We start from the raw sequence: 25,192 nt of genomic DNA, 5'->3' as shown, positions 1-25,192 counted from the left end.
GGCTCATTTTCATTTATAAGATATAGGGGGATGTACATGTCTGAACCAAAGGGAGTTATAAGCAAGCCAGAAGAGGGCAATTCTGTGCGGATCGCATGGTTTTGGCCATGGCTGGTCGGTACGTTTATGTTTGGATTGTTTTCAGTCATGTTTAATGTTATTTGGAGTCTGCTTATAGTACCTCAGGTGCAGTATTTGCTGAGGCACGAAGGTGTGACAGATATAACCGTGATTGTAGTATTGCTGCTATATGCATGGCTGGTTGGTCTCATTTTTGCGGCTTATGGTGCTTTGAGTGCACGTATGTCCAGCATGCATAAGCTTCCGCTGATGCTGACGGGGCTAGCATCATTATTATGCGGGCTGTGGTTGTGGATTATCGGAATACAAGGATCTGGTGGCCAACTTGCCGAAATGTCCGGGGGAGCGTGGGAGCTTTTTTCACTCTATCATGCTTGGGCGGAACCTGTACTGGAGGTATTGGGTTTATACACACAGCGTAGTGGAATTTGGTTTTTGCTGACTTCACTGCTACCCATAGCTGGCATGGTAGTCGGGGTTGGGGTAGATCGTTATCCAGCGGTGACCGACAAGCAAGGAAAGGTGGACCATAGATGGCAATGGGTTGTAGCTGCAATATCTGCTGCGCTCATTATTGTGCTGGTGATTACGATCATGCTTCCTCAACGTCCGTACATTGCGGAGAGGGATTTTCCGGTAGTCGATGGAGCTACAGCGGCCATTCCATTCGCGCAGGATATGCTGCATGAATTGACCGGAATGAGCAGGGTTCGTGCGGCCCACGAACTGAAATTCAACACAACACATCAGGCTTATGTCAATCTGATTGAAAAGAGGGCGGATCTGATCCTGGTGGCGGGTCCATCTGATGAGGAATTGCGTCTGGCGAAAAGTCGGGGAATCCAAATGAAGCTCACACCCATCGGGTGGGATGCATTTATTTTTCTCGTACATAAAAGCAATCCGGTTGACGGACTTTCTTCGGAGCAGGTGCGCAGCATATATGAAGGATCTATTCGTAACTGGAGTGAAGTAGGGGGAAAGAATCAGCCGATCATTGCTTATCAGCGTGAGGAAAATTCAGGGAGCCAAACCTACATGCAGAAGAAAGTGATGAAAGGTCATGACATGGCTGAACCGCCTCGGGAACTCCAAATTGGTATAATGGGTGAAATGATTAATGCAGTTGCTGATTTTAACAAGGATCATAATGCGCTCGGTTATTCATTTTATTATTTTGCAAATGTGCTGCATAATCGTCAAGAGGTCAAATTTTTATCTATTGACGGAGTGGTGCCCGACAAAGAACATATTCGTTCGAAACAATATCCATTCACAGCTCAACTGTTTGTAGTTACACGCGAAGGCGAGAAACCACGTGCTTCTATGCAACGATTACTCGAATGGCTGCAAAGCGAAGCAGGAACGCAGGCTATCGAAAAGGGTGGCTTTGTTCCTGTAAACTCGTAATCCTATCTCGTAATCCTATATGGATGATCGCATACAGACAGTATCGTAGTTTCACCATAAGAGTGAAACCAGTACAGTAGGGTAATACATAGAGTATACTTTGCTGTGAATACAATGACCCGCGCAGCAGGTATATCAACAACATAAGGGGATGAACAAAATGAAGAAAAAAACATCGGTTTGGGTGCTTTTGCTCGCCGTGGCCATAGTGGCAGCAGGTTGTGAAACAGGCTCACAAACAGGACAACCGGCTCAGAACAAACCAAAGGATGCCGCATCAGCACAAGTCAATGGTTCGGGAGCCGCTGTAGCTACACCGGAACAGCAGACTGCTTCTGACGGTAAAAATAGCACCACCGCGTCCAGCACTGGCAAACCAGTGGAAACAGGAGGGCAGGCTTCGACAGGCGCTAATATAGCAAAGGTCCGCATGGACAATATTACTGCATTACGATTGATCGACGGCCAATCCGGCTGGATCGGCGGCAATGGATGGATTGCCCGAACAGATGCGGCCGCATCTGGTTCAGTTGGTTCGGCTTGGAATGTGCAGTATCATGGTCAGGGTACAGTTCAACAGATTTTTGCCTTGAATGGAGAGCAGGCCTGGGCTGTTATGGAAGATAGCGGTTCATTGCTGGCAACTTCCGATGGCGGTAAGCGTTGGGAAGCTGTCGGGACTATGCCTAAGCAAGGACAAGCGGGATTCTTACACTTTGTATCATCCAAAGAAGGATTCAGTGGCAACCAATATACCAAAGATGGAGGGCAAAGCTGGTCTTCGCTCCCCGTTCCTGACCACACGGTAGGGCAACCGTATTACCATGATCGGCAAAACGGCTGGGCGGTAACTCAGAAGACAGAAGGCTCGATCCAGATTTTACATACCGGTAACGGGGGCCAAAATTGGACTACCGTTATGTCGCGAACAACCGAAGGACCTCTAAACGGAGTAACTATTCGTTCGGTAGAGCGGGGCAATGCATGGATTGAGCTAATTGGAGACACGGGGATGAATCAGACCTCGTATTCGCTTTGGCATACTGCTGATCGTGGACAAAGCTGGCGCACTGTACTGGGGAATTCCACCGCTGGCGGCGGCCCGGCACCAGGTGTTAGCCAGCAGGACAACCAGGTTTCTAAAAATGAAGGGACAGCGCCAGGCATGCTCTATGCGGTTAACAGCAGTACCGCACTGATGGGAGGCTACTGTGCACCGTGCGACAAGCCTAATACGATTGGTTGGACCCATGACGGTGGCAAGACGTGGAACAACGGCAAGCAAGGCTTTGATGGTTATGGCAACCAGCAAATCGGGATGGCCAATGCCAAGGAAGGCTGGGCTATTTTCTCGGATTCAGAGAAGGCTCCAATTATGTATACCACTTCGGATGGTGGTCAGCACTGGACGCAGAGTCATGTATTTGACAAGCCTGTGACACCAAACTCCTAAGGAGGGAATGTATATGGGTCAAAGTCAACATAAGAAAAATGCGATTACCTGGACGGACGGTCGTGAAGTACCCCTCATCGGACAGGGCACGTGGAATATGGGTGAAAAAGCCTCGCTCCGGCAGGAGGAGGTACGTGCGCTTCAACTTGGCTTCGAGCTGGGGATGACGCTGGTGGACACGGCTGAAATGTATGCGGAAGGCGGCGCAGAAGAGATCGTCGGGGAAGCCATTCGGGGCCGCCGGGACGATGTATATCTCGTCAGCAAAGCTTACCCCCATCATGCGGACCGTCAAGGATTGGCTCAAGCCTGTGAAGCGAGCCTAACCCGGATGGGAACCGAGTATGTGGACATGTACCTGCTGCATTGGCGCGGGAATATTCCACTGGAAGAGACAATACAGGGCATGGAAAAACTGCGTGAGCAGGGCAAAATCCGTAACTGGGGCGTATCCAATCTGGACAAGTCCGATATGGAGGAGTTATGGAGCCTGAGTGGGGGCGAAGCCTGTGCTGTCAACCAAGTGCTGTATCATGCAGCTTCACGAGGTATCGAATATGATCTGCTTCCCTGGAGCCGTACGCATGGGGTACCTGTAATGGCCTATTGCCCGATTGCCCAAGGTGGACGCCTGCGACGGGGGCTGCTGGAGCATCCTGTTATGTTAGACATTGCTGCCAGCCATGGGGTAACACCATCGCAAATTGCACTCGCATGGGTCATACGGGACGGTGATGTGTGGGCAATCCCCAAGGCTGTGCAAGAATCGCATGTACGAGAAAATGCAGCGGCAGCGAACATTCGGCTCACCCATGAACAACTTGATCAAATAGACGAAGCTTTCCCGTCACCAACGAGAAAGCAGCCGCTGGATATGGTTTGAGGAAGGAGGGAGCCGATGACAGAGCCAGAGACTGAACTGCACGAGGTAGACGATCATCTCGACTATGGATTATCCGTTGTATTTATCGGCTTTAATCCCAGTTTGAAATCAGGCGAGGTAGGGCATCATTATGCGAATCCACGCAACCGCTTTTGGCGCATATTGGAGGGGGCTGGCTTGACGCCTCGCTTGTACGATCCATCGGAAGATCGAGAGCTGCTAAAGCTAGGCTACGGTTTTACCAACATTGTCTCTCGTCCCACTAGGGGAGTGGAGGACATTACACGAGAGGAATACGCCGAAGGACGTCTGAAGCTGCATGCGAAGCTTATGGAGTACCGCCCGAAGGTCGCTTGCTTTGTCGGCAAAGGCGTGTACACCGAATATAGTAAAAAATCCAAAGCAGATTGGGGATTTCAGCCTGAACCGCTAATCCCTGAAATGCATGAATTCGTGGCACCCTCGTCTAGTGGATTGGTGCGCATGTCGCTGGAAGAAATCACAGATATTTATCGCCGTCTCCAAGCGTTCCTTTCGTCAGAAGCCGTCTAAATGCGATTAAATATGTTAGATGCAGTTAGCATACAAAGAAAGAACCATACACTTCAATCCCTGCGGGAAAAAGTGTGTGGTTCTTTGTGCTGCTTCGATTTTATTGCAAGGCTTTGGCCTGCCATGCCTGTTCCGCAGGAACATAAGGATACCCCAGATCACGGGCGACTGCTTCGTAGGTGATATGTCCATTCAGGACATTGGCACCGCTAAGCAGCGGCTTGCTTCTGCGAAGCGCCTCTTGCACGCCAAGATCCGCAAGTTGGAGAGCATAGGGAAGCGTCGCGTTCGTCAGAGCGAGCGTGGAGGTTTGCGGCACCGCACCGGGCATGTTCGCTACTGCATAGTGAATGACGCCATGTTTTACATAGGTTGGCTGATCGTGTGTCGTGATATGGTCAATCGTCTCGACAATGCCACCTTGGTCAATGGCGACATCGACAATCACTGAGCCGGGTTGCATGGTCTGCACCATGGCCTCTGTTACGAGCCGTGGGGCTTTGGCACCGGTGATCAGGACAGCGCCGATCAGCAGATCGCTTTGCGCCACGGCTTCCGCAATGTTGGAGGGGGTCGATACCAGCGTATGAAGCTGATTACCAAAAATATCGTCCAGCTGGCGCAGTCTTGGCAGGCTCAGATCGATCAGTGTAACATCTGCGCCGAGACCGATGGCGACCTTGGCCGCATTGGTGCCGACCACCCCTCCGCCAATAATAGTCACTTTACCGCGTTTGACCCCCGGCACACCTGCCAGCAGGATGCCTTTCCCCCCTTTTGGTTTCTCCAACAGCTGTGCTCCGATTTGTACAGCCATTCGGCCTGCAACCTCGCTCATGGGTGTAAGCAGCGGCAGGCTTCCTTCAATATCTAGCGTTTCGTAGGAAATGGCAGCTACGCCGCTGTCTGTTAAAGCCCGGGCGAGTGCGGGCTCGGCAGCCAGATGCAGATAGGTGAACAAAATCAAATCTGGCCGAAAATACCCGTATTCAGAGGGAAGCGGCTCTTTTACTTTGATAACAAGATCCGCCTGGGACCACACATCCGCAGCTTGCTGTACAAGGGTAGCCCCTGCAGTGGCATAATCTCCGTCTGTAAAGCCGCTTTCAGCACCTGCATGGCTTTCTACAAATACATGATGTCCGTGTTGAATCATTTGAGCAGCCCCCGCAGGTGTCAGAGCGACACGGTTTTCATTGTTCTTAATCTCTTTCGGAATCCCAATTTTCATTTCGTTCACCTCTCCTAAAAAATAATTGTTATCCCACAGCAAATAATTCTTTTTAGTGCAGCTATGCTGCAAAATCAAAAATGGCACTATCATTTGTATGCAGTTTACCGATTAGTTACATGGACTCAAGCCGATAAATGCAATTCATGTTAGATTAGGTACAGTTTACAAGGGGGTTAACTCCTTGGCATCATACATTTTGTCGGATTATCTGACTTAAAGGCTCGACTTTTTGATGAATATATGTCATATAAAATGACATGAAAACATACACATAAGGAGAATGCCGATGAAGGGTAAAAAAACATTTACCATTGCGGATGTGCTGGAACGTCCTGTATTCCGGCGGGCGAAGCTGGCTGCTGGGGAACAGGGCGTGAATCGCCGTGTGGGCTGGGTTCATGTGTTAGAAATCACCAATGTATCCCCCTTTGTGAGCCGTCATGACCTGATTTTGACGACCGGCCTGTGGCTAACCCGGAAGGGGGAAGAACGCGCCGAGTATATGGAACAACTGATCCGCTCGGAAGCCGCAGGATTATGTGTAGAGCTCGGCACGAGCATCCATGAGATTCCCTCGGAAATACTGGAGTTGGCGGAACGGCATCACTTCCCGGTCATCGTATTTGAGCAGCCGGTGCGTTTTGTTGAAATTACACAAGATATTCACTCCCTACTTATTAACCGACATCATGAACTGTTAAAAGATCTGGAGCGATTTTCACGTCAGCTTCAGCAGGAAACTCTGCGCAGCACCGATATGAATGCTCTCTTGCGTGTGCTTCATGACTATGCTGCCCGGCAGGTCATCTACATGTCCTCCATTGATACCAATCGATTCGTGCCCTCCGTCCAGGCGGATGTGGCAGACCATATTGCAGATTTTTACGCCCATGAAGTGGAATCAAGTATGACGGCCGATCGGGAAGGGCACCTGCTGTTTCACCTGAATGAATCCACTGCTGTCTTGTTTCAGCCTGTTGTATGCTTCGGTCAGGTGTTTTCTGCGGTAGGTGTGGTCCTGCATAGTGAAATGCCGACCGAGGAAATATCGCTGCTCATTGATTACACAGCCAAGGCGGCCGCTACATTGGTACTGAGAACACAGTTTCTTGAAGACCGATTGCTACGTAATCAAAATGAACTGATTCAGGATGTGTTGAACGGCCAGCTTCCGAGTGAAGAACAGGCCCAGACCCGGATGGGACTGCGATTGTTAACGAAGGGACGGTATTTATTTTGGGCAGGGATCATTGAGGTAGAGCATCAGGACAAGGACGCCAGTCAGGTGCGCAAGGAATCCATCAATCAGGATGTATTAGTGCTGCTTCGTTCTCTGCTGAAAAAAGAAACGTTGCACAATCTGTTAATGATGAAGGGAAGTCAATGCTACATCCTTTGTGCCAAGGAGGAATTAACGCTGCGTTCCGCAGCACAGATGAAAAAGGTGCTGGCCCATACGGTCCAGTATATCCAGAACTATGCCGCAGGACAGCTTGACAAAGTGCGCATTCATGCAGGTTTTGGCAAGATGAGACATCGCATGACAGGGATGGACCGTAGTTTTCAAGAGGCCTATCAGGTCATTGAAGTCGCGCGAAGCGTCCCGGTGATGAAGGATCAGCTATTTTACGACACCATCGGAATCTATCAATTGTTGAAAGCAGTGCCTCGTATTCCTTTTCTACAAGAATTTGTACAAGACCATTTGGGGGAGTTGATTGCACATGATCGTGAGCACCATATGCAGCTTCTGGATACGCTGGATGCCTACTTTCAATGCCATGGCTCCAAGCGTGATACTGCCGGAATTCTGTATATTCATAGGCAGACCCTCTATAATCGGCTGGATAAAATCAACGAAATTGTAGAAGGAAATTTGACAGACCCTGATAAGCGCCGTTGCCTGGAGATGGCACTTCTGGCTTACCGGATGCTTCAGGCTGAAAATTGATCCTAAATGACTAGCTCTATTTTCCGTTCTACTCATTTACAATGCGTATTAACACTGAGATAATAGAAGGGATCAGGGAAATATTTTGAAAGGGGATTAATATGAATATAAAAAAATGGATTGCCGTCCCTCTTATTCTGTTAATGGTAGCTTTGACAGGTTGCCAGGCAGTAGGCGGATTTGATGTAAGTAAAAATTTATTGGGAACACTTGATGTGAAATCCCAGCAAACAACGGAGAAGATTTCACTTAAATTAACTCCAAGAGAAGGAATCACACAAGGAGATCAGGAAATCATAAATTTGCTTAATTCGATTTCGGTGACTGTAGATGAAGCCAAGGTACAGTCGGAGGAAATTGTTTCTGCCAAGGGTACATTGCACATTGATAAGTATAATCTGCCATTTGAGCTTGCTTTGGATCGCCAAGGTATCGCTATTCAATTGGAAGGTGCTAAAAAACCTTATTACATATCTTTAAACTCGCATGAGCGTTTGAGCGGTCTGCCTGCTGGGTTTGATCCGTATGTATATTCCAAAGATGTGAGAGCCCTGACCAAAACAGCGGCTGCACTTATGCTCAAGCATGCTCCTAACCCTTCGACCATTTCTGCAACGTCTGTAACTGAAGAAGTGTACGGTGAAAAAGACAAGGTGAAACTGACCCATCTCCATGCAGAACTGCGCGGTGATGAACTGGTTGCATTGGTAAAACCGTTCCTGGAAAATCTGGCCAAGGACGAGGCAGGCTTGAAAGAACTGATCAGTCAAGCCATTGATGTGACTAAAACGATCACTTCCGGTATGGCTATTGAAGGTAGTGATAAAGTAATAACGGAACTGAATGAAAACAAGGAAAAACTGGTCAACGAGGCTTACACCGAGGTTAAAAAGTATTTGGATCTGGCTGTGGCGCAGTATGATGCAGGAGTTAACACCATGTATGCACAGGCACCTGAAATCAAAACAGTTCTGAGTGCAAACACGGTGCTGAAAAGCGACATGTATTTTGATGAAAAAGGAAATGTTCGCAAAGCGCTGTCAGACCTGACAGTTGCATTGCCAGACATCGACGGTCTTCCAGTGAAATCCTTTACCGTTCTGACCGAGACTCAAGCCTGGAACGTCAACGGTAGTGTGACGGCCGATAAAGTAGATATTTCTAACGGTGTGATTGACTTGAATAACCAAGCTGAATTAACCCCAGGAGCAACACTGCGTAACTTTGAAACAAATTCCCCGATCTACAATATTTTAAAAAATGATTTGGAAATTACAAAAGTAGAAACCACTTTCGATCCTAAAGACGATTACTACGTCTTGGAGAATCGTAAAGGTACGACTTTCATCCCATTGCGTGAACTGACAGGCGAACTAAGCGCAGAATTAAAATGGGATGCAGCTGCCAAACAAACAACAGTAATTGATGATATTACGGGTAAAACGATTAAGCTGAAAAGTGGCTCCAAGCAGGCTGTATTGGAAGGAAGCACATTGACCTTGCCACAAGCTCCATATACGGATGAATATGGCACATTGTATGTTCCTTTCAAATCTGTTGCGGAGGCGCTAGGCGCCACTGTAACTCGTAACAGTGCTGGAGAATATGTACTGAAACGCGATTAAAAAGAAATTAAGCACATCTTGGAACCGGCCCCGATTAGGGGCTGGTTCTTTTTTAGTTATATTGGTAAAATGCTCAGTAAAGCGATTAAAATAAGCGCTTACAGATTGAAATTGTGCCATACTTTTACGTAGGGAAAATTGAGATAATTAAAGCATCATTCTGAGTGGAAGCACACATACAAGTAGGGGGATATACGATGAAAGATATGGAGCTATTGAATTCAAGCGAGGGACAGATTGTTCTCGCACGGATGTACGGCCAGCAACAAATTTCCGAGCAAACCTCTCGATATCAATCACTTATACAGGCGTATCAGGAGCATTTTGGTGTAGGGGATATTGAATTGTTTAGCCGGCAGTATCACACTTGATACGATCGGTGTGGCTGCTAAAGTAGAGGAATCCGTTATAACATTCTTTTCTGAAGGCTACCAAACGAAATACGTCATTGATTTAAACGACTTGTCGCCAAAACCGGAGGATGACGGTACGATGTTGCTGGTCCGTGGCATTGCGGCAGGTTTGCTTGAATTCGGGTATCGCATCGGAGGCTTTCAAGCTTATATATCAAGTAATGTATTCTCTGCTTCAGGTTTAAGCTCTTCCGCTTCGTTTGAAATGCTGATATGCACGATATTAAATCATTTTTATAACGAGGGCGCGTTAGACACTGTTGCTACATCCAAAATTGGTCAGTATGCGGAGAATGTCTATTGGAACAAGCCTTCAGGGCTGCTCGATCAGATGGCTTGCGCATATGGCGGCTTGATTTCCATTGATTTTGAAAATCCCAAGGAACCCATCATCAAACCAGTCCATTGGAATTTTGAGCAAAACGGATATTCCCTGGTTATTGTAAATACAGGTGGAAATCACGCTGATTTAACAGATGATTACGCAGCGGTGCCGAACGAAATGCGTGCTGTGGCTCAGTCTTTAGGCGCTTCTGTTTGCCGTGACTTATCGCCTGAGGATCTGTATGCCAATCTCAAGATGGTTAGGGAAAAAGCTGGGGATCGGGCAGTACTTCGTGCTTTGCATTTTTTTGAAGAAAATAAGCGTGTGGATGAGCAGGTGAAATCGCTGGAGGAAAGGCGCTTTTCTGATTTTTTAAAACTCGTCACTGAATCCGGTAATTCTTCATGGAAATGGCTACAGAACGTATATAGAAGTAGGATGGATCGGGAACAAGATGTATCGGTTGCACTGGCCCTAACGGAAATGTATTTAAAATCAATTGACGACAGCGCATGCAGAGTACATGGTGGAGGCTTTGCCGGTGTGATCTTGACGATTCTTCCAAATGATCATGTGAATGATTACAAGGCGTGGATCAGCGCAATGTTGGGAACTCCAGTACTTGTAGTCAACGTCCGTGAGGATGGCGCTGTTAATGTAAGTGAATTGATCCATGCTGAACGGACTCGTAGCGGGTGTACTAACTAGTCAGTCGGAGACTTTAACCTATGGGTTAAAGTCTTTTGTCGTTTTTATAGCCGATACAGCTCAGGGATGCGTTATAATAGAGGGATGGAAGTTCAAATGAAGGAGGGCCTGTCATGGCAATATATCCGTCCTGGTCCTATTCACAATCGAGGGCCCAAACGTTCGATGAGTGCTTACGCAAATACTATTATCATTATTACGGCTCACATAATGGCTGGAATTCGGCACAGGGCACTGAAGAGCAAGTGACCTTGTATCGGCTTAAGCAACTGAGCAACTTATATATTTTATTCGGAAATATTACGCATCAAATGTGTGAATCGGTCATACGAGGGTGGATGGAAAAAGGGACGATCCCGCGCACCGCATTTCTGGAGACAGCTATGAAGAACATGCTGAATGACAGCTACAAGGAATCATTGCACCGTGAGCTATGGCTGCAAGATCCCAAAAATCGCGTCATGCTGGCAGAGATTTATTACGGAGACGAGGTGCTACCGGAACGGATTGCCCAGATTAAGGAGCGACAGCACGCGGTGGTGCGCAATTTGTACCGTACCGCGGTTTGGCGTGAGCTGCAACAGGGGCAGGCTCGAATCGTTGAGGTGGAAAAATGGGATACGATGCTCCTACACGAGACAAAAGTATATGTCAAAATGGATTTGCTCTATCGCAGGGACAACGGAGACATGGTGATTGTAGATTGGAAAACAGGTAAGGAGGGCGACTTCTCCGACCAGTTATTTTTGTATGCTTCCTATGTGCAGGAGCACTATCAGCTTCCATTGGAGAAGATTGAGGTGCGCGTGGAGTACCTGATGACAGGAGAGCATGAAGTATATCGCCCCACGCCAGAGGAGATCGACAAGGTAGTTGGCAATGTAGGCCGTTACATCGAGGAAATGAAATCCTGTCTTGATGACGATTACTATAATCGCCCCAAGCCTGAGTCTTTCTTTACGCCCATGCCTTCACGCAGAGTATGCGGAGGCTGTAATTTTCGCGAGGTGTGTAAGTACCGAGCGGTGTGAAAATGAATGGGATTTTTCCTAGAAGTTGCGGAATGAGCGATGGCGATCGCCTTTGCTCCTAGATTTTCTGAAACCGCTTTCCAATTTGGAGAATACGGGGTATGATAAGGGTATTATTGGAAATTGTGAAGGGGGACCATGGAAAATGTCGAGTACAGGACACACACGTATTCTTTTTCAAGGAGATTCCATTACAGATGGGGGAAGGGGACGGAATGAGGACGCCAACCATTGGTTGGGGCAGAGCTATGTGTATCTGATCGCTGGGGCACTTGGGAGTCGCTTGACTGCAACGCAGCCTGAATTTGTGAATCGGGGGAGTTTCAGGGGATCGGGCTTCGGATTTGTATGCACGTTGGAATGAAGACACGTTTAGTCTACAGCCGGACTTGCTCAGTATTCTGATCGGAGTGAACGATGCCTGGCGGATCGTGGAGCAGGAGCCGTCCGGGGTGACGGACCGATTTGAACGAGCCTATGACCACCTGCTGGAGGAAACGCGGGAAGTGATGCCAGAGATCGGGCTGGTGTTGTGTGAGCCGTTTATTTTGAAAACAGGAGCTACTGAGGCGCGCTGGGATATTTGGCAAGAAAAAATAACGGGATACCAGCGGATTGTACGACAACTTGCCGACCAATATGGGGCCGTATTTGTGCCGCTCCAAAGCATGTTGAACGAAGCCGCTACGAAGGCGGACGCTTCCTATTGGCTGCATGACGGGGTTCATCCGACAGCGGTCGGGCACCAGCTCATAGCTGATCAATGGATAGATATCGTGCAAAAGAGTCCGCTGGCGATTCGTTAACAAAGTCCTACATAGTCTATTCCTTATCATTTTTGGGTAATACACGATTATGGGCATCATTATTCATACGATGATTCCATCCAAAAATGAATGTCAAAGGGGGTGCTTCTTGCTTCGTCATCAACGGGGCAAGAGAGGGCTATGGAAACGATAAATATCATTCTGGTTATTTTACTTATCACCTTAACTGCTTTTTTTGTGGCCTCGGAGTATTCCATTATTCGTGTACGGGTATCCCGTATCAATCAATTGGCCTCAGAGGGCAATAAAAACGCGAAAGCCGTTAAAAATATTCTATCTCGGCTCGATGAGTACTTATCCGCTTGTCAGCTTGGTACAACACTAACTTCAATGGCGCTGGGCTGGTTAGGGGAATCTACAGTTGAGAAGCTGCTGCATCCCCTGTTTGTGTTGGCACATATTCCGGCCGGATTAACGGGGATACTCTCCTTTTTGCTGGCTTTTTTGATTTTGACCTATTTTGAGGTGGTCGTTGGGGAACTGGTGCCCAAAACATTTGCCATCCAAATTGCCGAACCGATGGCATTGTTTTTTGCCCGTCCAATTACAGTGTTCTATAAAATAACGTATCCCCTGAACTGGGTGCTCAGTCGCTCTTCACGTGTCATTACGGGTCTCTTTGGGCTGAAAAAGGTATCTGAAGAAGATGCGGCACTCAGTGAAGCTGAGCTTCGTCTGGCGTTATCTGAAGGCTATCGTAGTGGTGAAATTACGCCGACAGAATATCGATATCTAAACAATGTATTTGATTTTGACGACCGTGCAGCCCAGGAAATTATGGTACCACGCATCCACATTCGTTCCATTTCTCACCAGGCAACGGTAGCCGAGTTTATGGAGCTGATCGAGGACAAGGTCTATAATTTTCTACCTGTAGCTGAACATGGGGACCGGGATCGGATTATCGGGATGATTCGCGTGAAGGAAGCTCTGCATGATTTGGCCCGTGGACATAGCACGGGGAACACGACGATGGCATCTTACATTCATCCGGTGCTTCAGGTGATCGAGACGGTCCAGGCTCGGGATTTGCTAATTCAGATGCAAAAACGACGTATTCCAGTAGCGGTGCTGGTGGATGAATATGGTGGTACGTCTGGGCTTGTCACCCTGGAGGACATTATGGAGGAGATTGTGGGAGACATTCCTTCTTATACAGATACTGAAATCCCTACAGCGCTAACACCACTCATTACCAAAAAAGATGATCATCGTTACATACTCAAATCACAGGCGCTTATTCATGAAGTCAATCGGCGCTTGGAGACGGATATTGAGGTCGGGGACGTATATACGATTGGCGGTTGGATGCTTTCAGAACGTTTTGATATCCAGCAAGGAGACAAGCTGACCAGCGGATTATGGGAGTTTACTGTACTGGAAAAAAACAGTCATCAAATAGACACAATTGAAGCGATTAAAAAGGCGGTTGTTGAGCAGGAAAACAACAATTATTCTCAATAATGGAAAATGGCATTGCGGAGTAATAGAGCGTTTTAGATGTGGTGAATAGCCTGCAACGTAAGCGGCAGCGCGATTCGTCCGCTTTTTTGGCGTAAATTTCTGTCTGAATAACATATTGTTTTTGTAGTTAGGTCAGGGGACTTAGAGACCTGCATCTTTATGCTTATAAATATAGGTGTCTGTGAAAAATACTACTAGAAATGTAGCAATTTTATGGTAAAATGGAATCAAATTTGAGTTTTTTGAGGTGGGCTACAGTACATGAAGATGTCACTAGGTACGAAAATGGTTACTGCATTTGTCTCGATTTCAGCAATAACCTATGGAACAAGCGCTTTTTTTATTTTTGTACTCAAGGACTGGCTTGCTCAAGGTACACAGGAATGGGTGTATACTTCGATCATTTTGTTATTGGGCGTCCTGTGGAGTGGCATTTTGGGCTGGTTGATCTCAAAATTACTTACACGGCCAATTGTTAGATTGGCTAAGGCGGCAGAGGAAGCTTCGGCAGGCAACCTGTCTGTCGTCATTCCAGAGCGTCGTTCTGATGATGAAATCAAAGTGTTGTACGATGCATTTCGGCATCTGATGCTGAACATTAAAGATATGTTCAATGAGATCTCGTATAGCACCAGAACAACTTCGCAAAGTGCGGAAAATCTGAGCTTGGCTATTGTGCAAGCTACGGCGCAAATCGAGTCCATGTCTACGGTGGTAGAAGATATTCTGGATGGCGTGGAGCAGCAAAAGCAAGCATCTGCCAAATCTATTAAAACAGCGGATCGAATGCTGGGCGATTTTAAATTGATGCGCAACAAATCGGGGCATATGCTGGAACTGTCAGGCCACATGGAGCATTCCGTGGATTCGACGCAGACTGTGTTTTCATCCCTGATGGATGGAATGGGTGAGCTGACAGCTTCACATAGCCGTTCACAGCAGGTGATTGCACGACTGGAACAAGAAGCTTCTCAAATTGAAGCGATTACAAGCACTGTGAAGGATATTGCTGAACAGACCCATCTGTTGGCACTGAATGCTTCCATAGAAGCAGCGCGTGCGGGAGAAGAAGGGAACGGCTTTGCTGTAGTGGCGCACCAAATCCGCGCACTTGCCGCCCAAAGTACGGAATCTGTACAGCAAATTAATGCCATCGTTAGCCGTGTACAGTCGCAAATCGTTGAGACCGTGGAGTTGATGCATCAGCAAACGTCCTTGGTCAGTGCTGAGGCGGAACGGACAAGCTCTGTGGATCAGACGCTGAACCGTTTGAACGCCATTGTACGTGAATTTGTCGAAAGCATCCGTACCATGGAAGAAGCTGTAACAGAGCAAACGAACCGGGTGGATCAAACCTTTGAGCAGATTCATCGTATTCAACAAATGTCAGGGGCGTTCTCTGAGGGGGCTCACAAAATTTATAAGGCTGCTCATGAGGAGACGGCAATTATGCAGGAAATCTCATCTTCTTCCGAGGATTTGAAAGTGCTTACCAATAAACTTATGCTGAAAACACGCGGAATGCAGCTGTAACTATTACCGTCATGTGAGATATAATGCATACCAATAGAACAACTAAACTTAGCCGCTGTACACCGGAAAACGAAAAAAATCGTTCTCCAGTGTGCGGTGGCTATTTTTTAATTTCAAAAAACTCACATTGTTTTCTGGAATGGTAGGCCAGATCACTGACGCTGGACTGCACAACGATGGTCTGATCGTCAAAACGGATAATAATCCCGCCCGAGCCAATCAATTGGTCATCTTGAAATACCCGGACACGAAGATGACGCTCTAGTGCTTCGCTGAAATCCTGATCTGTAATTAATCGGCGATTAATAGGCATGAGGGCTCTCCTTTGAATATGATATCTTTTATCATAAAGCTTAAGGTATGGAACAAGCAAGAAAGAGGGCTAGAACATATTCGACTGTTTGGTATAAAATGGAGGATATAAGATATGAAGAAAAAAAGAGATCGATCGAAAGGGGCTTCCTATGGACTGGCTAGGGTCAGGGTCTTGGGTGGATGCGTACGCGCCGGAAGGGTTCGAGGCTTTTACTCCGTCGCATGGGTTGGCTGTACTGGGGCTTATTGTATGCGTTTTGCTGCTGTGGCTGACGCGGGGCTGGATTGGATCGCATAAGCCTGTAAGTGAGGGAATTCGCTGGCTACTAATTACGATCCTCATACTTTCAGAGGTGACATTGAATATATGGTATGTGGCGCAGCATATTTGGGATGTTCAGACCTCATTGCCCTTGGAGCTGTGCAGTGTGACACTGCTGTTGTCTATCCTCATGCTTATTTTCCGCAGCCGCTGGTTATATCCGATAATCCTATTTGCCGGAATTGGAGGAGCGCTTCAAGCAGTACTCACGCCTAATTTGGCTTATGCATTTCCGCACTATCGTTTTATCCATTTTTTCGTAGCTCATAGTGCTATTATTTTGGCCGCCCTATATATGACCTGGATCGCTGGATTCCGACCGACGTGGAAGAGTGTAGGGGGAGTTATGCTATTTCTCAATGGCTTGGCGTTGATGGTGTGGATTGTAGATCGTGCTCTCGGTGCCAACTATATGTTTCTGACCGGAAAGCCATCGACACCGTCGATACTGGATGTTTTGGGGCCATACCCTATTTATATTTTGGCAGAAGAGGTCATTGCACTGTTATTCTTTTCTCTTCTGATGCTGTTGTTTGAGGTGCTGCCAGGAGGCAGGCTGTATGTCCGTCTTCGCAAAGGAGCTGTGTATGGTGATGACGGAGTGCTATAGAAGCATGGTAAAGCCATGCACACGTCATGCACAAAGCAGCCTTTTCCACTAGTAATAACTAGAGATAAGGCTGCTGGGAATGTCTAAACTTGCCTGGGTACAACGTTCTCCTTTAAGCTTAACGCAACAGGGATTCCGCTCCGTCTACATAGATTTCCGTACCTGTTACATGTGACGACTCGTCTGAGGCGAGGAACAAGACCAGATTGGACACCTGCTCTGGCTCACCAGGAGCGTCTTCCAGTGGGTGCTGTCCGCCCTTCGGAAATTCGACAGGAATTTGTACCTTTTTCAAGTCTTCGGTAGGGTACGTGTTGTCATCAATTTTCGTATCGATCGCTCCCGGACATATCGCGTTGACCCGAATTTTGTAACGGGCCAGCTCCAGCGCTGCCATTTTCATAAAAGCAACCTGAGCTGCCTTGGTGGAGGCGTAGGCTGAGAATCCAATACCCGAAAAGGTTCGATTACCGTTGATCGAGCTGGTAATGATAATGCTGCCGCCGCGTTCTTTCAGGTATGGAACGGCATATTTAACGGTAGCGAAGGTGCCGCGTAGATTAATGTTCATCGTGCGGTCCCATTCCTCCAGCTCCATAGTCTCAATAGGGGCCATGGTGCCATTGATACCTGCGTTGGCGAACACGATATCCAGCTTTCCGTAGGTTTCCGCGACTTTAGCGAACCCCTGCTGAATCATATCTGGCTTGGAAATATCACACTCCAGCACAAGTGCTTCACCGCCAGCCTGCTCAATGATTGCTTTGGTCTCCTCCGCATGCTCGGGTGTCCGATCCAGCATGACTACCTTGGCGCCTTGTTCTGCAAAGCGAATAGCGGTTGCTTTACCGATTCCTGAACCTCCACCACTGACCACTGCTATCTTTCCTTGCAATCTCTGCTCTGCCATTGACTATTCCTCCCATTCCGTTCATAAGCTAAACCTGACTCGTTATTCCAATACCTCTGAACGCTAATGGTGAAACAGTAGCAACAGTATTTCACCCCATTTGCGAAATATGGTAACATAGGCGAACCAGTACGAACATATAGCTCAAACCTATAGATCTGAGCAAATATTGGAGAAAAGGTGAATGACGGAGGTGGATCGAATTGGACAATAAGCGAGAGGAACGATCCGAATCGACAGACGCTATAGCACAAATTGGAAAAATGAAGCCATGGGTCCTGAACGGTCCCAGTATTCAAATTGATCCGTTATTTCCCTATTACGCCAACCGGTCGCGGGATAGCATAGCGGATGAGATCGCCCTTGCGGGCTACCAGACCGTGCATTATTTTGTTGTGCGTGAAAATGAAGTGGATGGAGCGCTTGTGGCTGCTTTTCAGCGTAGGGGCATCGCGGTGTGGGCGATGGTGCTGGGCAATGGTGCTTTTGGCGTGTCCCAGCTGCCGCCAGCGTGGAAGGAATGGCGCATGGAACTGTTGCGTGAGCCGAATGACGGCTTTCAGCGGCTTTCCCATTTTGCACAGGAGTATGTAGAATGGAAAAAGAAGGCCGCTGCCCGGCTCGTCACCGATATTCCATTTGACGGTTTTGAGGTGGCGGAGCCATATTTCCCCGAATGGAACGGGCTGCGCAGTGGAGTGTACGGGGATATTGGGCCACATGCACAGCGTGCCTTCCGCGCGCGCTACGGTGAGGACATTCCGAATTTCCGCGATAAGCATGCGCGGAATTACTACCGGAAGGTCCCGAAGCTGTACGCGCAGTGGATAGATCTGCGCGTGGAGGCTGTGAACGGGCTTATCCGTGAACTGGTGAACGGCGCGGGCGGTGTGCGTGATGTCCGGCCAGACATCTGCGTGGCGACATGGTCGCTTGCTGTGAGCGGGCGTGGCGATGTTCACGGTCAGCTGCGGGAATGGCAGGGTCTGGATGCGGTAGCCATGATCGGTTGCGTAGCCCCGGATATGCATGTACTCCAGACCCATTGGCCGGACTGGATGCGCCGCCGCCTGCCGCCACAGTATATTCGCGGCTACGCTCGCATCGCTCAGTCCATACGCGCCGATTATCCCGACCTGCCCCTCGGGGTGCAGGCGGATATCGGTTCACTCGCGCGGATGGTGCGGGACCGCGAGTGGACACGGCAGTTCGGGGCTGCCGCCCTGGAGGGCGACTACAACGCCTGGACTGCCTATGAGTACCATCTGGGAGGCTACATGTACGATGAACCTCCTGTGCCACTTAAGGCAGTACGTTCAGCCGATGACGAAGTGGTTATTTCTTTTAGCAAGCGGATTGCAGCCCCGTCTGTGGATGAACTGCGTATTTGGAGTCGGGAGGACAACGCGAATTCAACTCGCGGTTTGAACCACAAGCTAAGGAGTGATTCACTAACACTGCTAGAGCTTGTGGATGCAGCAGCAGACGGAAACCGTCTATGGCTGCGTGTACGTAATCTGCCAACAAGGGCGTTTAGCTTGCGTATGGATGGTGTGCAGGATACACCGGAGCTGTGGCTGCTCAAGGGCAGAAAGGCACATCGCAATCTTCCCGAGCATGAAGTGAAGGTTCCTTAAAGGGTTTGGGTAATAACTAAATAACGGCTGGATAAAGGCTCATTTGCCTAAGTATAAACATAAACAATAGTGGAGTGAAAAAAGTATGTGGGATTGGGATTACCTGATTCGGGTCATGTTTGCCGGGTTGTGCGGCGCGTTAATCGGTTATGAACGCAAAAGCCGGATGAAGGAGGCCGGCATACGCACGCATTTCATTGTCGGGATCGGGGCATCGCTTATGATGGTGGTATCCAAATATGGTTTTCAGGATCAAACGGTTTGGTCTAACCTGTCGCTGGACCCTTCCAGAATAGCAGCGCAGGTCATAAGTGGAGTTGGCTTTATCGGCGCAGGAATGATTTTCACACAAAAAAATAGAATCAAAGGGCTTACCACCGCTGCGGGCATCTGGACTACCGCCGGGATTGGGATTGCTGTCGGTGCAGGAATGTATGGGCTTGGCGCGGGTGTAACGCTGTTTATTTTGGCGGCTCAGTCCTTGCTCCATAGTCGTTTTTATCAAATGGCTACCCCTTCTACACGGCAAGTAGTTGTGCAGGTTGATAATGAGCCGGGCGCACTAACTCGAATCAAAGAACTGCTAGAAGACAAGAAGCTGACCATTCACAGCTTTCACGCAGAGCGCATCAATAATGGTGAGCAATTGGTTATTCATATGCTGCTAAAGCTGTCACGGTCAGAGGGAGTGGAGGAATTGTTGTCACTGCTGCAAGAGATGGAAGGTATTCGTTCAGTCGAGACCAAATCCAATTAGATGACTTTACTGCGCGTCTGGTAATTTTTGTCGAATGCTGACAGTCCATGAAACAGTAAAAAACTCTAAAAATAATGATTGAAAACGCTTCCTTTTGTGTATATACTCTTACTACATCCTAGAGGCAGCAGCTTAGAAAGCATCAGGGGATCAGCAAAAACGACCTCATGCCTATGCACAAGGTCGTTGCTGTTATCCCGTTTTGAAAGACGGGTTATTTTACTTTGACGGGTTCTGGATATTTTTTACCCAGCGTATCAACAGTAACTTTTTTCATCGTAGCCGGTTTGATGGGTTTGTCATTGCTATCCCGCTTGGAGTTGACGATAGCATCGACCACGTCCATCCCGGACGTTACTTTACCGAAAGCGGCATATTGACCATCGAGGTAGTCCGCATCGGCAACCATGATAAAGAATTGCGATCCAGCGGAATCCAGATCCGCCGAGCGGGCCATGGATAATACGCCACGTGTATGTTTGAGTGTATTGTTAAAGCCGTTACTCTTGAATTCCCCTTTGATACTGTAACCTGGGCCACCTGTACCGTTACCTTGCGGATCACCACCCTGAATCATAAAGCCGGGGATGACGCGATGGAAAATGGTACCGTTATAAGCTCCCTTTTGCACCAAGGAGATGAAATTGTTAACCGTGTTCGGTGCTACTTCCGGATACAGCTCAAGCTTGATTTTCTTGCCATCATTCATGACAATCGTGACAATCGGATGTGAAACAGCCTTGCTTTTGTCTTTAGTTGCAGCGGGAGTTGTGGTGTTTGTCCGACTTGCGGCTTCCACATCGGTCGCTTTTGTGCCACATCCGGCAACCAGCACGAGCATGATGGCCAGCAGGCACAACGTGTACCATGGGCGTATCGATTTTCGGTTCATTGATATTCCTCCTGAAAGGTTGGATGGGTAACATCCTAATTTATAGTTTGGGGACAGCGCAGAACACTTTTCCATGTACTATCATACCTTTTTTGCTAGGGATAAGGAAATACGGGTTTGAAAGCCGTATTCTTGACCCATACTGCTGCTATTCCCAAGGAAAGGGGCAGGATCATGATGGAGGTAGACAAAAAGCTGGCTAAAGGTCTCATATGGGGTATGGCGTTCAGTCTGCCGGTTTGGATAGGGGTGTTGTACTCAGTACAACATATTCGTGACTGGCTATAACATAAAGTGTAAAGATAGGCCAAAACCGCACTGGTTTTGGCTTATTTATATTTGTGCCAGTCCAAATCGCTGTTATTCAACAGGTGTTCAAAGTTGTTGTCCAGCTTCTTTTGTTCAGCTTTTTTTGCTTCGAGGGCACGTTGCCGTTCGTCTTCTTTACGCTTGTCCTGTTCTGCTTGTGCTTCATTGACCTGAGCCTTAAGTTTGTTCAGCACGTCTTGACTTAATAGATCCTTTAACGTAGCAGGTTTGTCCTGAGCTGCAGGAGCAGGGAAAGACGAATTTCTTTTCTTAGCCATCTCATCATCTCCATTCCATTCGATTATATCAGCTTCTTCGTGGTTGTTCCACGCTGAAAGGCTAAGGGTTACGGTAGACTTTTCTAATTTAGAGGGTAATAATGGATTGAACAGAAGGGACGTGTGGCAGCATGCATCTATATTGGAGGCGCAATCTGATTGTTTTGTGGATCGGTGTATTGTTTTGCAGCATGGCCTATTCCGTGTCGATTCCGTTTTTACCTATTTTTCTGAATACGGAACTGGGCGTAAACAATCAGCTGGAACTATGGTCAGGGATTGCTTTTGGAGTCACTTTTTTAGCGAGCGCGCTGATTGCTCCGTTTTGGGGCTCGCTTGCAGATAAGTATGGACGTAAGCCGATGCTGATTCGATCAGGCTTTAGCCTGGCGATATTGTACCTGGTATGTGCTTTGGTGACAGACCCATACGTATTTGTAGGAGTTCGTTTGTTTCAAGGACTCCTCTCCGGATTTATTCCTGCGGCGATAGCGCTGGTAGGAACGGGCTCACCTGAAGAAAAAACGGGCTATGCCCTTGGCATTATGGCGACTGCTGGAGCGACGGGCAGTATTATAGGCCCATTGATTGGCGGTGTAGTGAGCCATTATTATGGCAATCGGAATGCCTTTTATTTCTCTGCGGCTCTTGTATTGGTATCTGCGTTAATCGCGACATTTGGTGCTAGAGAGGATAGCTTCAAGGGGACCAGTACCCGCTCGCATGTGGGTGATGATATCAAAGAGGCTATTGCGAATCGACCGCTGTACTTTTTGCTTATTCTCGCTGGGTTAAGCACCTTTTCCGTCATGATATTGGAACCGCTAATTACGGTGTATGTGCTTGAAATGGGTGTGGACCGCAGTCATGCATCTTTAAGCTCCGGGATTGTATTCTCAGCGGTAGGTATCGCGGCGGTGTTGATGGCTCCCCGATGGGGCCGGATTGGAGGGAACATCGGCTTTGCACAAGTGCTGCTGATTGGGCTGATCGGTTCCGGAATCGGGAACATCTTGCAGTTTTTTGTAACCAACTTTGTTGGTTTTGGTGCGCTGCGGTTTGGATACGGATTGTTTTATGCGTCTGTGATGCCAGCGATCAATGCAATGACTGTGGAGGTCACCAAACCGGAGTTTCGCGGACGAGCCTTTAGCCTGAATCAATCAGCTACCCAGCTCGCAACCATGGCGGGGCCGCTGATCGGCGGCATGCTTGGCAGCTGGATGCCCATTCGCTGGATCTTTGTATTAAACGGGGGCATCTTGCTGGTTGCAGCGTTGTTGCTATGGGCGAAAGGAAAAAACGTTTTTACGGCTTCAACCCAAAATAACGCAACGGATCAGAATATTCATTCTGCCGGATAAGTGAATTAGATAATTATCCCAAACCCTTATTTTTAGTGCATTATTCATAACCCTTTACACTGTTATTACGACAGGGAGGGATATATTATGATAAGAGACGACATTTTGCGTCAACAGCTTGAGAATGCCCGTCAAAAGCTGTATGTTTTACAAGCAAAGCACGGTTTTAATCATGCCAGTGTGCTTAAGCAGTCTGTAATTATGGATAACCTCATCAATCAATATAACCACCTTTATTATATAAAAGAAAAAAAGCCGACTGCATAGATATAACTGACTGGGCGAGAAACTTTTAGAAAGGCCGCTCGCCCTGGTATTGTAAGATTGAAACACATATTCAAACAGGACTAATCTGTAATATCGTTTCAGGTATTTTTTTGATGTGCACTCATGAGTACACCTATAATAACGACCAGACCGCCAATAATTTGGCGCCATGAAACTGTTTCATGCAATAGCACGACAGAGAAGATCACCCCGAATATCGGAACCAAATTCATTAAAGAAACGGAACTGCTCGGTGACAGCTTGATTAATCCGTAATTATAAAGCAAAAATGCGATAACAGAGCAAAACACACCCAGATACATAAGCAACATAAACGATCCCGTGGTCGGGGCCTGCCAGCTATCCTTTTCTAATAGGGCTAATGGTATGAAAAAGATACTACCTGCAACGGTTTGATAAAAAGATAACGTCACTGGTGGATATTTGTCCACCACCTTGCGCGTCATAAAAGTGTAAAACGCCCATGCAAATCCAGTTCCAATCAATATTAAATTTCCGTTGAGTTGATTTTTGCCATCCGGACTTTCGCCCACAGAGGTTAAGAAATATACCCCAATCATGGCCAGTGCTATACCGCAGATTTTATATTTGGATAATTTGACCTTGTACAAAATAAATTCAAGCAGTGATGTAATTGCGGGATACGATGCGACAATTAATGCTGCGTTGGAAGCGGTAGTCAGGCTAACCCCTATATTCTCCATTGAAAAATAAAGAGTGATTCCCAAAACTCCACTAAACGAAATCGTAGCCAAATCTTTTGGTTTTACTTTGACATGTTCTTTTTTGATCAGTAAAACGATACCTAATACAATAGAAGCTAATATAAATCTGGATAGACCCAAGGTTATAGGAGGAAACGTCGTATAGGCTGCTTTGGTAGCAATAAACGAGGTGCTCCAAATTAATAGGGCTAGAATCGTAGAACTGTAGTAAATCCGGTTGCTTTCGCTGTGGTGAGCTATGACTTTGTTCAAGTTAAATCCTCCCTAAGGTCATCCCCTATGAAAATATGATAGTAGCTACGATGGTTACTACTATAAAAATGCTATTAAAAAGATAGTTTGTATATCAGTTTTTGTCAAGGGGAAGTGATATAGTAAGGAAGAACATGAATTGAGGAGAAGACGTCATGAAATCAAAACCAAACCTATTAGAAATTCTGCGTGATTTGAATTTTAGTGAATATGAAGCCAAGGCTTATGTGACCTTGTTGGAAAGCTCTCCACTTTCGGGATATGCCGTCTCACTGAACTCTGGAGTCCCGAGATCCAAAATTTATGAGGTTTTGTCGGGTATGGTCAACCGTGGCGACATCATGGTCAGTCAAGAAAATACACCTCTGTATGTGCCGCTTCCTCCACATGAATTAATTGCCCAGAGAAAACGCAAAGCAGAGCAGATTTTTAATGTGGCGCAAGAGAGTCTGGAGCAGTACACAGCATCGTTTCAAAATAGAGAGAACATTTGGAATATTTCGGGGTATGAAGCCATTATCAACCGCATCAATGAAGGTGTGAAGGGAGCCAAACACCGAATTTTACTGGAAATTTGGAAAGAGGATGCCGAGGTGTTCCGAGATGCCCTGGAGCAAGCCGCTCAGCAAGGAATTGAAGTGGTCATTGTAGCATATGGTGATCTTAACTTTGATTTTGCTACCGTTTACCGCCATGATATGAGTGAGGAGATTACAGCCGAAATCGGTGGTCGGTGGATTGTGCTTAGCATAGATGATCGGGAGGTTGTGGCTGGCATACTTTCACTCGGGGATGACAGCCGCGCTGCCTGGACGCTGCATCCGGGGCTTGTGATGCCGATTACGGAAGTGATTATTCATGATATTTATATCATGGAAATCCTGTATGAGTTCCGTGAAGAATTGGAGGCAAAATTCGGACCTAATCTAATCCATCTTCGCAATAAGTTCGCTATGGGTCCGAATGGAAAAGGATATTATGTACCTTTGACTGAAAAAAGCATTAAACGTGTATAGAGATCGTGCGAGATCCAATTGCACAAA

The 25,192-nt window shown here is 47.3% G+C and carries 21 protein-coding genes and 2 pseudogenes; 17 read left to right on the top strand and 6 right to left on the bottom strand.

Going from position 1 to position 25,192, the window contains the following annotated elements:
* The first annotated feature begins 36 nt into the window (after nt 1–36).
* The 4 genes from AC5V8P_RS01785 (at nt 37) to AC5V8P_RS01770 (ending at nt 4,379) form a co-directional block, all read left to right on the top strand.
* Nucleotides 37–1,491: a PstS family phosphate ABC transporter substrate-binding protein gene (locus AC5V8P_RS01785; protein WP_064795540.1), complete on the top strand. Its 1,455-nt coding sequence runs from the start codon at nt 37–39 to the stop codon at nt 1,489–1,491.
* Nucleotides 1,492–1,651: 160 nt separating this feature from the next.
* A complete protein-coding gene (locus AC5V8P_RS01780; protein WP_064795539.1) occupies nt 1,652–2,944 on the top strand; it encodes a beta propeller repeat protein in 1,293 nt (430 codons plus the stop codon).
* 13 nt (nt 2,945–2,957) lie between these two features.
* On the top strand, nt 2,958–3,827 hold the full coding sequence (locus AC5V8P_RS01775) for an aldo/keto reductase (protein WP_081276712.1): 870 nt from the start codon (nt 2,958–2,960) through the stop codon (nt 3,825–3,827).
* A 15-nt stretch (nt 3,828–3,842) separates the two neighbouring features.
* Nucleotides 3,843–4,379 carry a mismatch-specific DNA-glycosylase gene (locus AC5V8P_RS01770; protein WP_063212463.1) on the top strand — a complete coding sequence of 179 codons (537 nt, stop codon included), beginning with the start codon at nt 3,843–3,845 and terminating at the stop codon, nt 4,377–4,379.
* Nucleotides 4,380–4,479: 100 nt separating this feature from the next.
* On the opposite strand, the gene ald is transcribed toward AC5V8P_RS01770, so the two are convergent.
* Complete coding sequence (gene ald / locus AC5V8P_RS01765) at nt 4,480–5,610, bottom strand: alanine dehydrogenase (protein ID WP_063212462.1); 1,131 nt, start codon at nt 5,608–5,610, stop codon at nt 4,480–4,482.
* A gap of 289 nt (nt 5,611–5,899) precedes the next feature.
* Here ald and AC5V8P_RS01760 point away from each other — a divergent pair, with 289 nt between their 5' ends.
* The 7 genes and pseudogenes from AC5V8P_RS01760 (at nt 5,900) to AC5V8P_RS01730 (ending at nt 15,490) form a co-directional block, all read left to right on the top strand.
* Nucleotides 5,900–7,564 (top strand): PucR family transcriptional regulator, encoded by a 1,665-nt coding sequence (locus tag AC5V8P_RS01760; protein WP_064795537.1) that lies wholly within the window; start codon nt 5,900–5,902, stop codon nt 7,562–7,564.
* 101 nt (nt 7,565–7,665) lie between these two features.
* Nucleotides 7,666–9,189 (top strand): copper amine oxidase N-terminal domain-containing protein, encoded by a 1,524-nt coding sequence (locus tag AC5V8P_RS01755; RefSeq protein WP_064795536.1) that lies wholly within the window; start codon nt 7,666–7,668, stop codon nt 9,187–9,189.
* 197 nt (nt 9,190–9,386) lie between these two features.
* Nucleotides 9,387–10,635, top strand: a pseudogene (locus AC5V8P_RS01750) (galactokinase).
* 113 nt (nt 10,636–10,748) lie between these two features.
* Entirely contained in the window at nt 10,749–11,666 is a 918-nt protein-coding gene (locus AC5V8P_RS01745) for a PD-(D/E)XK nuclease family protein (protein WP_064795535.1), read from the top strand.
* Nucleotides 11,667–11,767: 101 nt separating this feature from the next.
* A pseudogene (locus tag AC5V8P_RS01740) lies at nt 11,768–12,472 on the top strand (SGNH/GDSL hydrolase family protein).
* Nucleotides 12,473–12,613: 141 nt separating this feature from the next.
* Entirely contained in the window at nt 12,614–13,957 is a 1,344-nt protein-coding gene (locus AC5V8P_RS01735; protein WP_064795534.1) for a hemolysin family protein, read from the top strand.
* A gap of 261 nt (nt 13,958–14,218) precedes the next feature.
* Nucleotides 14,219–15,490, top strand: coding sequence for a methyl-accepting chemotaxis protein (locus AC5V8P_RS01730; protein WP_064795533.1), 1,272 nt, complete (start codon nt 14,219–14,221; stop codon nt 15,488–15,490).
* A gap of 100 nt (nt 15,491–15,590) precedes the next feature.
* On the opposite strand, the gene AC5V8P_RS01725 is transcribed toward AC5V8P_RS01730, so the two are convergent.
* Nucleotides 15,591–15,803: a hypothetical protein gene (locus tag AC5V8P_RS01725; RefSeq protein ID WP_063212454.1), complete on the bottom strand. Its 213-nt coding sequence runs from the start codon at nt 15,801–15,803 to the stop codon at nt 15,591–15,593.
* A gap of 151 nt (nt 15,804–15,954) precedes the next feature.
* Between AC5V8P_RS01725 and AC5V8P_RS01720 the strand changes: the two genes are divergently transcribed.
* Nucleotides 15,955–16,737 carry a YwaF family protein gene (locus AC5V8P_RS01720; protein ID WP_064795532.1) on the top strand — a complete coding sequence of 261 codons (783 nt, stop codon included), beginning with the start codon at nt 15,955–15,957 and terminating at the stop codon, nt 16,735–16,737.
* Nucleotides 16,738–16,855: 118 nt separating this feature from the next.
* Here AC5V8P_RS01720 and AC5V8P_RS01715 read toward each other — a convergent pair whose 3' ends face one another.
* Nucleotides 16,856–17,647 (bottom strand): SDR family oxidoreductase, encoded by a 792-nt coding sequence (locus AC5V8P_RS01715; RefSeq protein ID WP_063212452.1) that lies wholly within the window; start codon nt 17,645–17,647, stop codon nt 16,856–16,858.
* Nucleotides 17,648–17,850: 203 nt separating this feature from the next.
* On the opposite strand from AC5V8P_RS01715, the gene AC5V8P_RS01710 reads away from it, so the two are divergent.
* Together AC5V8P_RS01710 and AC5V8P_RS01705 are read left to right on the top strand one after the other, a co-directional pair.
* A complete protein-coding gene (locus AC5V8P_RS01710) occupies nt 17,851–19,284 on the top strand; it encodes a hypothetical protein (RefSeq protein ID WP_064795531.1) in 1,434 nt (477 codons plus the stop codon).
* An 85-nt stretch (nt 19,285–19,369) separates the two neighbouring features.
* Nucleotides 19,370–20,041: an MgtC/SapB family protein gene (locus AC5V8P_RS01705; RefSeq protein ID WP_063212450.1), complete on the top strand. Its 672-nt coding sequence runs from the start codon at nt 19,370–19,372 to the stop codon at nt 20,039–20,041.
* 214 nt (nt 20,042–20,255) lie between these two features.
* Here the strand turns inward: AC5V8P_RS01705 and AC5V8P_RS01700 are convergent, their stop codons facing one another.
* Together AC5V8P_RS01700 and AC5V8P_RS01695 are read right to left on the bottom strand one after the other, a co-directional pair.
* Complete coding sequence (locus AC5V8P_RS01700; RefSeq protein ID WP_063212449.1) at nt 20,256–20,933, bottom strand: peptidylprolyl isomerase; 678 nt, start codon at nt 20,931–20,933, stop codon at nt 20,256–20,258.
* A 329-nt stretch (nt 20,934–21,262) separates the two neighbouring features.
* Nucleotides 21,263–21,520 (bottom strand): YqkE family protein, encoded by a 258-nt coding sequence (locus tag AC5V8P_RS01695; RefSeq protein ID WP_064795530.1) that lies wholly within the window; start codon nt 21,518–21,520, stop codon nt 21,263–21,265.
* 131 nt (nt 21,521–21,651) lie between these two features.
* Between AC5V8P_RS01695 and AC5V8P_RS01690 the strand changes: the two genes are divergently transcribed.
* Nucleotides 21,652–22,884 (top strand): MFS transporter, encoded by a 1,233-nt coding sequence (locus tag AC5V8P_RS01690; protein WP_064795529.1) that lies wholly within the window; start codon nt 21,652–21,654, stop codon nt 22,882–22,884.
* 87 nt (nt 22,885–22,971) lie between these two features.
* Entirely contained in the window at nt 22,972–23,151 is a 180-nt protein-coding gene (locus AC5V8P_RS01685; protein WP_063212446.1) for an aspartyl-phosphate phosphatase Spo0E family protein, read from the top strand.
* A gap of 98 nt (nt 23,152–23,249) precedes the next feature.
* On the opposite strand, the gene AC5V8P_RS01680 is transcribed toward AC5V8P_RS01685, so the two are convergent.
* A complete protein-coding gene (locus tag AC5V8P_RS01680) occupies nt 23,250–24,149 on the bottom strand; it encodes a DMT family transporter (protein WP_064795528.1) in 900 nt (299 codons plus the stop codon).
* Between the two features lie 155 nt (nt 24,150–24,304).
* Between AC5V8P_RS01680 and AC5V8P_RS01675 the strand changes: the two genes are divergently transcribed.
* Entirely contained in the window at nt 24,305–25,165 is an 861-nt protein-coding gene (locus AC5V8P_RS01675; protein WP_064795527.1) for a TrmB family transcriptional regulator, read from the top strand.
* Nucleotides 25,166–25,192: the final 27 nt, after the last annotated feature.

The sequence above is a fragment of the Paenibacillus sp. N119s genome (assembly GCF_059447605.1).
Note: the sequence above shows the minus strand (reverse complement) of the source record. Positions and strands in the feature narration are given on the sequence as shown.